This window comes from Pedobacter sp. G11 (assembly GCF_003860265.1).
GTDB lineage: Bacteria > Bacteroidota > Bacteroidia > Sphingobacteriales > Sphingobacteriaceae > Pedobacter > Pedobacter agri.
The window spans coordinates 1835835-1847588 of sequence record NZ_CP034190.1 but is presented as its reverse complement, the minus strand read 5'-3'; the positions used below and the strand labels follow the sequence as shown (position 1 = coordinate 1847588).

The 11754-nt window shown below is 39.1% G+C and carries 10 protein-coding genes; 3 read left to right on the top strand and 7 right to left on the bottom strand.

The genetic code is table 11. From position 1 onward, the window contains the following. Positions 1–54 precede the first annotated feature (54 nt). The 3 genes from EA772_RS08055 to EA772_RS08045 form a co-directional block, all read right to left on the bottom strand. Entirely contained in the window at positions 55–738 is a 684-nt protein-coding gene (locus tag EA772_RS08055; RefSeq protein ID WP_124912381.1) for a bifunctional 2-polyprenyl-6-hydroxyphenol methylase/3-demethylubiquinol 3-O-methyltransferase UbiG, read from the bottom strand. 201 nt (positions 739–939) lie between these two features. Next, the gene (locus tag EA772_RS08050) at positions 940–2340 is read right to left on the bottom strand and encodes an MBL fold metallo-hydrolase RNA specificity domain-containing protein (protein ID WP_124912379.1); all 1401 of its coding nucleotides are present in this window, start codon (positions 2338–2340) and stop codon (positions 940–942) included. A gap of 59 nt (positions 2341–2399) precedes the next feature. Next, a complete protein-coding gene (locus tag EA772_RS08045) occupies positions 2400–2627 on the bottom strand; it encodes a YtxH domain-containing protein (RefSeq protein WP_010599784.1) in 228 nt (75 codons plus the stop codon). Positions 2628–2706: 79 nt separating this feature from the next. On the opposite strand from EA772_RS08045, the gene EA772_RS08040 reads away from it, so the two are divergent. Next, a complete protein-coding gene (locus EA772_RS08040; RefSeq protein ID WP_124912377.1) occupies positions 2707–3330 on the top strand; it encodes an HAD family hydrolase in 624 nt (207 codons plus the stop codon). A 46-nt stretch (positions 3331–3376) separates the two neighbouring features. Here the strand turns inward: EA772_RS08040 and EA772_RS08035 are convergent, their stop codons facing one another. After that, positions 3377–5089 carry a DUF6600 domain-containing protein gene (locus EA772_RS08035; protein WP_124912375.1) on the bottom strand — a complete coding sequence of 571 codons (1713 nt, stop codon included), beginning with the start codon at positions 5087–5089 and terminating at the stop codon, positions 3377–3379. A 278-nt stretch (positions 5090–5367) separates the two neighbouring features. Here EA772_RS08035 and EA772_RS08030 point away from each other — a divergent pair, with 278 nt between their 5' ends. After that, positions 5368–6069 carry an SAM-dependent methyltransferase gene (locus EA772_RS08030; protein WP_010599781.1) on the top strand — a complete coding sequence of 234 codons (702 nt, stop codon included), beginning with the start codon at positions 5368–5370 and terminating at the stop codon, positions 6067–6069. Positions 6070–6411: 342 nt separating this feature from the next. Continuing rightward, positions 6412–8715 (top strand): Tex family protein, encoded by a 2304-nt coding sequence (locus EA772_RS08025; protein WP_124912374.1) that lies wholly within the window; start codon positions 6412–6414, stop codon positions 8713–8715. 112 nt (positions 8716–8827) lie between these two features. Here the strand turns inward: EA772_RS08025 and EA772_RS08020 are convergent, their stop codons facing one another. From EA772_RS08020 to trpC, 3 genes are all read right to left on the bottom strand, one after another. Then, positions 8828–9301 (bottom strand): hypothetical protein, encoded by a 474-nt coding sequence (locus EA772_RS08020; protein ID WP_124912372.1) that lies wholly within the window; start codon positions 9299–9301, stop codon positions 8828–8830. A gap of 279 nt (positions 9302–9580) precedes the next feature. Then, complete coding sequence (locus EA772_RS08015) at positions 9581–10696, bottom strand: mechanosensitive ion channel family protein (protein WP_246834071.1); 1116 nt, start codon at positions 10694–10696, stop codon at positions 9581–9583. Between the two features lie 195 nt (positions 10697–10891). Continuing rightward, the gene (trpC, locus tag EA772_RS08010) at positions 10892–11713 is read right to left on the bottom strand and encodes an indole-3-glycerol phosphate synthase TrpC (RefSeq protein ID WP_124912370.1); all 822 of its coding nucleotides are present in this window, start codon (positions 11711–11713) and stop codon (positions 10892–10894) included. Positions 11714–11754: the final 41 nt, after the last annotated feature.

The following is an 11754-nucleotide window of genomic DNA, read 5'->3' as shown; positions in this document are numbered from 1 at the left end:
AAAACACGAGGTCATCTATCTAAGTTAGATGACCTCGTGTTTTAAAAGCTGATGCTAAGCTAAAGTCAGTTTAACCAAATATTGATCTTCGCCATCATCAAATATCATTTCGCAATTCCAGCCTGTTTCTTTTGCAATTGTTTTGATCGTTTCTTCATCAACATAAACCCAGTTGAACCAATTCCCTTTTTCTCCTTTATATTCGTATTGATAAGAAACTTCACCATAATACTGATTTTGAGGTTTTGGCAGGTCTTCATAGAGATATGAAATATCAGATGAATCGAAAATCACTTGTCCTCCAGGATGAAGTAGATCTTTTATTCTGATTAGAAAATCTTTAAATCCGGCCAACGTTCCGGTTAGGCCAATGCCGTTCATTAGCATTAAAATGGTATCAAATTTATCTTGATAGGTAAAAACATCCTGCAGCAAAGCTTTTTTAACCCCACGATCTTTCATAATATTCACGGCTGCCTCCGAAACATCAATCGCAGTTACATCAATATTAAAAGCCTGCAACAGTAAAGCATGACTGCCGACTCCGGCACCAATATCCAACACTTTCCCCTCACACATTTTCAGAGCCTGTAGTTCCAATACAGGCATATCCTCATCATCACGAAAAAAAAACTCTAAAGGCATTTCTTCTGGCTCGCCGTAAGAATTATGCAGCCAAAGTATATCGGCTTCGCCGGTTTTATAAATATCAGTAAGCGCTTTACCAAAAACATCCATAAGGCAAAGATAAAAAAATGGAACATGTATTGGATTACTGTAAAACCAATAAGAATCGTCATTGCGAGGCACGAAGCAATCTCATTCGGTAAAAGATTGCTTCGTGCCTCGTAATAAATACTATGAATTTAAATCCGATAAAATCATCAAGTTAAAAGATTTCTCCGTCCGGTAGAAATAACAATCAATCCAAGATGAAGTTTATTCCAATTCAAACTCCTGATGGTATTCTGGAATAGCTACATGCTTAAATCCATGATCCTTCAATCTTGTGGCAAAATTTTGCTGAACGTCATATTCACCGTGAACCAAAAACAGCTGTTTTACTTTCGCCGGATCCTGGCAAGAAAGAAATTGCAATAAATCTTCATAATCGCCATGCGCACTCATCGATTTTATAGATTGAATTTCAGCTTTCACTTCATATTCATCTCTAAAAATTTCAACCACTTTTTTACCTGCAATTAACTGTCCGCCCAATGAATTTGGTTCACAGTAGCCTACCATCAAAATGGTGTTTTTCTGATTGCCGATATTGTTTCTGATGTGATATTTCACACGTCCGGCATCAGCCATTCCTGAAGCAGAAATAATTACACAAGGTCGCGGATCTTCATTTAACTTTTTCGATTCTTCAACGCTTTCGATAAAGCGTAAACCCTTGAAGCCAAAAATATCATGATCAACCTTTAAGACCTGTTTCACGCCATTATTGTAAACCTCCGGATGATTGCGCAAAATTTCAGTGGCCTTGGAAGACAAAGGACTATCTACGTAATATGGAACATCAGGCAGTTTGCCTTTCAACTCCAAACCATTTAAGGCAAAAAGCAACTCCTGAGTTCTGCCCACAGCAAAAGCCGGAATGATGACTTTTCCCTTCTTTACCTTGCAAGTATGGTTGATGATTTCAAAAAGCATGTCCTCAATTGGATCGAGATCTTTATGTAATGAATCGCCATATGTTGATTCCATTAAAATATAATCCGCCTGATCGAACTGCTGCGGGCTTTTTAAAAGTAAATCACCATAGCGGCCAACATCACCTGAGAAAGTAATTTTTTGGGTTTTCCCATCTTCGGTAATGGTTAAATGTACTGCTGCACTGCCCAGAATATGGCCGGCATCGGTAAATTTTAAACTAATGTGCTCATCGATTTTAAAATCTTCCTCATAAGCAACAATCTTCATCTGGCTTAATGTTTTGGTTACATCTTCATCAGTATAAAGCGCTTCCTCCATCTCTTCTCCTGCCCGCAGGTGCCGGTTAGAAAATTCAGCATCCTGCATCTGAATCTTTGCCGAATCCATCATCAGAATTCTGGATAAATCCATTGTAGCAGGTGTACAAAATATTTTACCCTCAAAACCATCAGCAACCAATTTGGGCAAAAGGCCACAATGGTCGATATGTGCATGAGATAAAACGAGATAGGTAATTTTTTTCGGATCAAAGCCAAAATAATCATTCAGCTTATCGGTAACATGGCCCATTCCTTGAAACAGTCCACAATCTAATAATATTTGGGTATTATTTTTTAGGGTAATAAGGTGCTTACTTCCCGTAACTGTACGGGCAGCACCGTGAAAGGCAATCTTCATTTAGATGTGGTTAGAATTTGAAATAAAAATGCCGGATATTTCCGGCATTTCCAATTTCGTTAAGCGTTTACTTCAGCAATTTTATCTTTTACCTTATCGGCTACTCCTGAAGCTTTATCAGCTAAGCCAGCTAATTTATCTTTTGATGCATCTAGCAAATCAGCAAAAAAATCTGATACTTTACCTTTTAAATCATTAGTAGAATCTGACGATAATGCTAATGCGATAGTTGCTCCCAATGCTGCTCCGGCTAATACGCCTACTATAATTTTTGTCTCTTTTTTCATGATGTTTGCTATTTAGTAATTAAACATATTTTACCTTGAGGTGTTTTAATTTTTTTCATCATACAAAAACCAATCCATAATGAAACAAGTATTTTTTATTGATCTTGATAACACTATTTACTTTACCAAACCAAATAAAGAGGTGTTAATGACTGGGCTATATGATCTGTTAGATCAACAAAATTTAAAGATCGATCAGGCAGATTACCAGGTAGCTAAAGATGAGATGTTGCGAACACCTTTTTTAAAAGTGGCAGAGAAATACCATTTCCCTAAAGATGTGGTTGATCATACTGTTGAATATCTTGCCAACAGAGAGGTGTTGAAGCCGCTTCAACCAAGCGACGATTATCCCTATATTAAAAGCTTACAAGGCCGGAAATTTATTGTTACGGCGGGCTTTCCAAAACAGCAAAAATCAAAAGTTATAATGTTGGGCATAGCCGATGATTTTGAAGAGGTGCACGTGGTTGATGTTTCTGTATCGAATAAAAAGCAAGCTTTCATTAATTTGATCGAAAAACATAACCTCAACAAAAATGAAATTTTAATCATTGGAGATGACGCAGATTCGGAAATAAAATTTGGTTTAGAACTTGGGATCGAAACTTTCTTGTTAGACCCTGACAATCTTCATCCAAACGCTAAGAGTACTTTTAAAGGAAAAGATTTGAGCAAATTACATCAAGCTGCAGGGCAATAACTACCCATAAAAAAAGCCCCGATTTTCATCGGGACTTTCAATCCATCTATCCTCGTCCACCTCTCGATGGCCTTCTTCCTTCAGAGCCGCTTCTTTCGCCGCCCCCTCTTTGTTGCTGAGGTGCTGCTTCAGTTCTTCTTTGTTCCTGGCGTTGTTGCATTTGTTGTTGCTGTTGGGCCCTTTGTTGTTGTTGCTGAGCATCACGCTGTGCCCTTTGCTGTTCAGCTTGCTGCGAACGTTGTTGCTGCATTTGCTGATCACGTTGAGCCCTTTGCTGTTCCATTTGCTGAGAACGTTGCTGCTGCATCTGCTGATCACGTTGAGCTCTTTGCTGTTCCATTTGCTGAGAACGTTGTTGCTGCATTTGCTGATCACGTTGAGCCCTTTGCTGTTCCATTTGTTGTGAACGTTGCTGTTGCATCTGCTCATTGCGTTGAGCCCTTTGCTGTTCCACTTGCTGAGAACGTTGTTGCTGCATTTGCTCATTACGTTGAGAGTTCTGTTGAGCAGCTTGCTCAGCACGTTGCCGCTGCATTTGTTGCGAACGCTCGTCATTGCCCCTCACTTCACGTTGAGCACGTTGCTGATCCTGGCTCATACGATCTTGCTGGTTGCGTTGCTGGCGTATTTGCTCCGAACGCTGCTGATCCTGACGGCTGTTCACATTTGCATCACCATTTCTTTGCTCAATTCCATTGGTATTTCCACGGCTTGTTCTTCCATTGGCATTGCGATCATAAGCCTCACCTCTATTGTTGGGTTGATTGTCTCTGCCAACGTTTGCATCATTTCCTCTGCCATTGCGGTTATCATTTCTTGAACCAAAACGGTTATCGCTATTCCCTCTTTGTTCATTATTGCCACGATTGCCATCGTTATCTCTGCCCCTTTGATCACGATTCGCATAGCCCTCATTTCTGCCGCCTCTGCTAATTCCTGCATTCCCTTGTTCAAATTTTCTTGGAGCAGCATTGCGATTATCAACTGCATTACGTTCCGGCCTTGGTCGGTAAATCGAAACTTCCCTTCCACCTACTCTACTTGCACCCGGGCGATTACTTTGCGCATAACGATAAACCGTTACATCACGATTGGTTGCTCTTCTAATGTCTTCCATTCTCGGGCCGCCATAATAACTTCTTCTGTTGTAAACATAAGTGTTGTTAATGATGGTAGTGTTGCGGATATAAACATTATTACGGCCGTAATCATATCTTGGAAAGGTATTAATGTAGATATTTCTTTGCGGAATAAAGTTCCAGCAAAATTCTGGTACCACATAACGGCGGCCAAAGCTTAAATTAATGTTAATGCTTGGCGCCATTGGTGCCCAGCCATAATAACCATCACCACTTCTCCAATCAACCCAAGCTGGCCCCCAGTTGGTATCCGGTAACCAAATCCATTGGCGGTAACTATTTATTACCCAACGGCCATAGTGAAATGGAGCCCAACCCCAATCATAATTGGAAACCCAGGTATTGCCATATTCTGTCATGGCCCAACGCCCGTTGGTGTAGTAAGGACGAAATGCATTTTGATCAACATCCGGACGCCAAACGTAACCATACTGCGGATCCTGAATCCAGGTTCCGTACGGACTGAGTTCATCATAAAAGGTTTGCATGGAAATATTCCCCGTGCTATAACCATCATCCTGGTAGCTATCTTGATAGTCTTGTGCCCTGACTAAGGTGGTGGTTCCGACAAGGAGCCCAAAAAGCCCCAGCACAACTGCCGATTTTTTCAGTGTTTTCATTTGTGTGTTTATTTTAATAACCTAACTTGTGTGTATCAATTAGAGAACCAAAAATTAGCAAGGTTTAATATGCATGCATAGTTTTTTCGTTTTCTGCCAAATCATGCCAATTAAGGCATATTTAACTATTATTTAACGTTTTATACACGTGATAATTGTGCAGAATATAAGTCATTCAGAAATAAAATTTGCTACACCACTGTTTACAAAAGAGATTATATCGAACGCTGCTAAAACTTTAAAACTAAAATTCTGTTTATTGTACCTATTTTTGCATCATGCAGAACGGCACTTTATATCTTATTCCTGTTCCTCTTGCTGAAGAGGTAGCACACAAAACCTTTACGCCCTATTTGGTTGATACCATTAACCAAATTGACACCTATATTGTAGAGAACAGTAAAACAGCTCGTCGATTTTTGAAGGAGGCAGGTTTAAAAACACCTCAGAAAGATCTAATCGTACATGATTACGGAAAACATAACCGTACTGACTTAGGGCAGTTTTTTAATGAGCTAAAAGCAGGAAAAGATGTGGGTTTAATGAGTGAAGCGGGTTGTCCGGGAATTGCAGACCCGGGTGCCGATATTGTAGCCGAAGCACACAAACGTGGGATCAAAGTTGTACCCTTGGTTGGCCCAAGCTCAATTTTATTGGCATTAATGGCTTCTGGTTTTAATGGACAGAGTTTTGCCTTCTGGGGATATTTGCCCATTGATAAGGAACAGCGCACTAAACGCATTAAGGATTTAGACTTATCAGCCAGCCGATATAAACAAACCCAAATTTTTATTGAAACGCCATTTCGAAATAATCAACTTTTTGAAGAAGTACTAAAAAGTTGCAAACCTAACACACAAATTTGTGTGGCCAGCAACCTAACCGCCGAGGATGAGTTTATTAAAACCCAAAGCGTATATAACTGGCGCAAGGAGGAAATCGATCTCCATAAAAAACCAACCATATTTTTAATGTATTAAATGAAATGGCCTGTGAAAACAGGCCATTTTGATTATTCCTTTAAAACACGTTAGCATATGGTAAACTTTGCAACTGCAAATAGTTGCATTTACCTGTCCACATAAACTGGATTGCAGCGGTATCGCCCGATTCTTCATCGGGCATTTAGCGGAAAGCCAGACGAACATTAATTTGCCTGCTGATATTGCTTTTCAAATTTTTATAGCTCGCGAAATTATATTCACATACAATTTCATCCGATAAAAATTTCCCACATTTTTCGGTGGAAAACTTGATTTTTAAAATCCTTAAATTCCGTAAATCCTGATTAGCTTTGCTTCCTTTAAATTGAAAATCTTAATATGTTAGCTCATCATAAAATCATAGCTGCAGAATTAAAAATTGCAGAAAAACAAGTTACGGCTACAGTAAGCCTGTTGGATGAAGGCGCAACCGTACCTTTTATTTCCCGCTACCGCAAGGAATTAACCGGAAGTTTAGATGAGGTTGAAGTTGCTGCGATCCGCGACAGGGTATTGCAATTACGCGATTTAGATAAACGCCGCGAAGCGATTTTGAAATCGATGACCGAGCTTGGAAAACTGACGCCCGAACTGGAAAAGAAAATTAATGAAGCGGAGACTATTTCACTTTTAGAGGACATATATCTTCCGTACAAACCCAAACGTAAAACCCGTGCATCTGTAGCGAAAGAGAAAGGCTTGGAGCCTTTGGCATTGCAAATTTTTGACCAGAAGCACTTTGATTTAGACGCTGAAGCAGATAAATTTATTGATGCTGAAAAAGGAGTAAATTCTTTAGCAGAGGCATTAGCAGGTGCTAGAGACATTATCGCTGAAATGATTTCTGAAAATGCTGAAGCCCGTACCAAAATGCGCACTTACTTTCAGGAAAAAGCAGAATTTAAATCGGAAGTAATTAAAGGAAAAGAAGAAGAAGGTATTAAGTACAAGGATTATTTTGAATGGAATGAGCCTGTTAAAACTGCTGCATCGCACCGTGTTCTGGCGATGCGCCGTGGAGAGAAAGAGTTAATTTTACGTTTGGATGCTTTACCGCCAGCCGAAGGCGCAATCGAAATGCTGGAAAATCAATTTGTGCTAGGCAACAATGCCGCATCGAAACAAGTTCAGCAAGCATTGGAAGATGGTTACAAGCGTTTGCTGGAGCCCGCAATGGAAACCGAACTTCGGGTGTTAACCAAACAGAAAGCCGATGAAGAAGCCATTCGGGTTTTTGCAGAAAATGCCCGTCAGTTGCTATTGGCTGCACCAATGGGACAGAAAAATGTATTGGCCATTGATCCAGGATTCCGTACCGGCTGTAAGGTTGTTTGTTTAGATAAGCAAGGCCAGCTTTTGGAAAACACAGCCATTTACCCGCACACCGGCCAAGGCAATGTGAAGAATGCCGAAATAACCATTCAACAGCTTTGCGAAAAACACAAGGTAGAGGCCATTGCCATTGGTAATGGAACTGCTGGCAGAGAAACTGAAGCATTTATCCGTGCTCTGAATTTACCACAAGTGACCATTGTAATGGTTAATGAAAGTGGTGCATCTATTTATTCTGCATCAGAAGTAGCGAGAGAAGAGTTTCCAACGCAAGATATTACCGTTCGTGGTGCTGTTTCTATCGGTCGCCGTTTGATGGATCCACTGGCAGAATTGGTAAAAATCGATCCGAAATCGATAGGTGTTGGGCAATACCAGCATGATGTTGATCAAAATAAATTACAGGCCAGTTTAGATGATACGGTTATTAGTGCGGTAAATGCTGTTGGAGTGGAGTTGAATACGGCATCGAAACAAATCCTGGCTTACGTTTCTGGCTTAGGGCCAACTTTAGCGCAAAACATTGTTGATTACCGGAATAGTAATGGCGCTTTCAAAAATCGGGAAAGCTTAAAGAAAGTGCCTCGCCTGGGTGATAAAGCCTATGAGCAGGCAGCTGGTTTCTTACGCATTCGTCATGCTGAGAACGTTTTAGATATGAGTGGCGTGCATCCGGAACGATATGCGGTAGTTGATAAAATGGCCAAAGATTTAGGCACAACAGTTTCTGCTTTGATGAAAGATACACAATTGCAAAAGCGAATTAAGCCACAACAATATGTTACCGATGAAATTGGTTTGCCAACGTTAAACGACATTCTAAAAGAGCTGGCCAAACCTGGCCGCGATCCGCGTGAAGCGTTCGAAGCTTTTAGCTTTACAGATGGCGTAAATGAAATCGGCGATTTGAGAATAGGCATGAAATTGCCCGGAATTGTAACTAACATCACCAATTTCGGTGCCTTTGTTGATATTGGCGTGCATCAGGATGGTTTAGTACACACCAGCCAACTGGCTAATCGCTTCGTGGCCAATCCAAATGATGTTGTTAAAGTACATCAAAAAGTTGAAGTTACCGTAATGGAAGTTGATGCTGCCCGCAAGCGAATTTCTTTATCGATGAAAACCGAAAACAGTCCAAAATCGGGAGACAAAATTCCGAAGCCCGAAAAAGCAAGGAATAAGGAACAACCAGCGAACAACAGCTACCAGAGAACGAAGAATTTTGCTCCAAAACCCCAGCAGGTAAAAAAAGATGCCGATGGCGATTTGCAGGAGAAATTAGCAAAGCTGAAAAGCTTGTTTAAATAGTTAATACACTTCGGCTCAATCAGGCATGACAACAAAAAAAGGAGAAATCTTAATTGCGATATTCAGCGATTAAAGATTTCTCCTTTTGTATTTGATCAAAACTTAGTGTTGATTAATAATCGTATTTATGCGTATAATCAGTTGTAGAAGTTACCGTAAAGTTTTGATCATTTGTAACGACTTGTCCATTTACTTCAGCTTTATAGCTCACTTTAAATGAAGGATTTGTAGCACCTGGATTTAAACATTGTTGACTGGTTGTAACTAATCTTAAAGGTGTTGTACTTTCAATTACATAAGTTTTTGTAGCGCCCAAGAAATCGTTTTTTCCCAAAGAGATGGCTGTTTCATTGTTTTTAGTCACACCATTAACTTTCCAAATGGTTTTTGCATTGTCAAGGCTTCCACCTACAAAAACAAATGATACGTAATCTTGCTCTTCTACTCCATCAACAGTTACAGTAAATTTAAAGTTTTTGTTCTCTGAATCGGTTGGCATTTCATTGCTTTCTTTTTTACAAGAAAACAAAATTGTTAAAGTTAGTAACGGCAGAATAGTAAAGAGAACTTTTTTTAAGTTTTTCATGGATTAAAATGTTAGGATGATTAATTATTTTTTTTCCAAAAAATCAACAATTATGCCAACAGAAACCCATCAAAAGCCAGTCAATATGCAGAAGATAAGGAACTTAACCTTAACTTACAGAAAATCAGCGTTAAACAAATTAAGAATAATTAATTTGAAAACTAAAAATCTAGTGCATTAAACTGAATATATTGCAAAATATAGTGAGCTAATATTAATACAATCAATAAAACGATTTACTAATATACGTTCCGATATTTTTTTGAAATGGTGCTCTATTTAAAGATTTGCAAACTTATCCTTGTGTTCCAGCCTTGTTTTCGGTAAACTTTCAGGATAATTATTTTGGATAAAAGTGATCATGGCTTCGCGTACATTGCAACGCAAATCAAAGGCTCTTGATGAATTAGAAGCACTCATTAGAAACCTAATCTCAATTGATCCGTCTTTATTTGTATCGGTAACCTGAACCACATTTACTCGTTTATCCCAAAGGGGATTAGTTGTTAAAAGCCTTGTTAACTCCTGGCGCAAGGGTTCAATCGGAATGGTATAATCCATATATAAAAACACGGTTCCGAGTAAATCTGCCGAAACCCTTGTCCAGTTCTGGAAGGGTTTTTCAATGAAGTAGGTAATGGGCAAAATCAATCTCCGCTGATCCCAGATACTCACCACAACGTAAGTCAGGGTTATTTCTTCCACTCTTCCCCATTCTCCTTCAACAATTAATACATCATCAATCCGGATGGGCTGTGTAAAAGCGATTTGAAAACCTGCCAGTAAATTTCCCAGAGATTTTTGTGCAGCGAAACCGATAATAATTCCACCAATTCCAACTCCCGTAAGTAAACCTGCACCGATTTTACGCATACTTTCGAAACTCAACAAAATGATAGCGGCAGTAATTAAAATGATCAGCGAAACAATGAACTTTCTTACAAACTGGAGCTGTGTACGGATTTTTCTTTCCTTCAGATTGTTTTCTTTATTGAGATCATATTTGAGATAAAAAAAGTCTTCCAGAACGTTAATCAACCTGATTAATATGAGTGCAAAAATTGCAGTAAGCGCAATTTCGAGCATTTTATCAAGGTGCAATCGAACCGACGCCGGCATCACCATAATATCAAGTGATGAATTTAATAAGAGCAAAGGAATGAACACCGCTATTGGCCTGCGAAGATGTTTAATGGTAGATTTTATAATCACAGAATCCCACCAGCGGGAAAGCATAATAAAGATTTCATGAATGATAAATTTAATAAGTAGTCCGAGTAGAATTGCGGCTATCCCAATAATTAAGTTCTTGATAAAAATAGGAATAGGATAACCGAAAAAATGGTCGAGATACTGCATAAAAGTAATTTGTTGGTTAAATATTAGCGCTTGCATTCATTTAACAACAACACTTATGCTTTGTTTCAGAAAGAAAAAATAGGCGAGATTAGGAGCGTTACACTTTAAAATTTAGGAATCAATACAATGATCTAATACCACATTTTTTACAGATTTGTCACGTTGAGCTTGTCGAAACGCCAAAACGAATCTCCAACAAGCTCAGACTGACAAAACTGGATATAAGACTGTTTAAATTTGTGCAACAAATTCTTTTATTGAAGCGCCAGGGTTATTGGTTTTCATGAAGTTCTCGCCGATTAAAAAGCCATTGAATCCAGCGGTTTTCAGTTCTTTAATGGTTTGAGGATTGCTGATGGCACTTTCGGAGATTTTCAAAAATTCATCAGGAATACGATTAACCAAATCAAAAGAAGTTTGAATATCTACCGTAAAATCTGCCAGGTTTCTGTTATTGACGCCAATGGCATCCAAATTTGGACAAATACTTCTTTCCAGTTCCTCCAGATTATGGACTTCCAACAAAACATTCAATCCTAAATTTTGTGCAAACTTGCCAAAATCATTAATTTGTTTTGGCGTCAGAATCGCTGCAATTAGTAAAATGATATCAGCACCCCAGGCTTTTGCTTCTAAAATCTGGTATTCATCAATCATAAAATCCTTACGAAGAATGGGGATCTGATTTACCGCTCTCGCTGCTAAAATATCATCAGTTTTTCCGCCAAAAAAATCGACATCGGTTAACACAGACAGCGCAGATGCGCCAGCATTATTGTAGGCCTGGGTAACCTCCGCGACGTCAGCAACACCATTGATCAAACCTTTTGATGGAGAACGTCGTTTAAACTCTGCAATAATTCCGGTTCTGTCTTCAGTCAACAAAAACTCTTTAAAAGAGTAAGGCGTACGTTTAAAATGATCCGCCTTCTCTAAATCTTGTATGGAGATCAGTCGCTTTGCATCAGCAACTTCTTCTTTTTTCCGTAATACGATTTTATCTAAAATAGACCCCCCACCCCCTAAAGGGGGCTTTGAATATCCAGCACTCATAGCTTATTTTTATTGTTTTTCAATAGTTTACTTTTGTTTTT

Coding starts and splice junctions, on each gene's coding strand:
- EA772_RS08055 (WP_124912381.1), bottom strand. CDS start 738: ATGGATGTTTTTGGTAAAGCGCTTACTGATATTTATAAAACCGGCGAA.
- EA772_RS08050 (WP_124912379.1), bottom strand. CDS start 2,340: ATGAAGATTGCCTTTCACGGTGCTGCCCGTACAGTTACGGGAAGTAAG.
- EA772_RS08045 (WP_010599784.1), bottom strand. CDS start 2,627: ATGAAAAAAGAGACAAAAATTATAGTAGGCGTATTAGCCGGAGCAGCA.
- EA772_RS08040 (WP_124912377.1), top strand. CDS start 2,707: ATGAAACAAGTATTTTTTATTGATCTTGATAACACTATTTACTTTACC.
- EA772_RS08035 (WP_124912375.1), bottom strand. CDS start 5,089: ATGAAAACACTGAAAAAATCGGCAGTTGTGCTGGGGCTTTTTGGGCTC.
- EA772_RS08030 (WP_010599781.1), top strand. CDS start 5,368: ATGCAGAACGGCACTTTATATCTTATTCCTGTTCCTCTTGCTGAAGAG.
- EA772_RS08025 (WP_124912374.1), top strand. CDS start 6,412: ATGTTAGCTCATCATAAAATCATAGCTGCAGAATTAAAAATTGCAGAA.
- EA772_RS08020 (WP_124912372.1), bottom strand. CDS start 9,301: ATGAAAAACTTAAAAAAAGTTCTCTTTACTATTCTGCCGTTACTAACT.
- EA772_RS08015 (WP_246834071.1), bottom strand. CDS start 10,696: ATGCAAGCGCTAATATTTAACCAACAAATTACTTTTATGCAGTATCTC.
- trpC (WP_124912370.1), bottom strand. CDS start 11,713: ATGAGTGCTGGATATTCAAAGCCCCCTTTAGGGGGTGGGGGGTCTATT.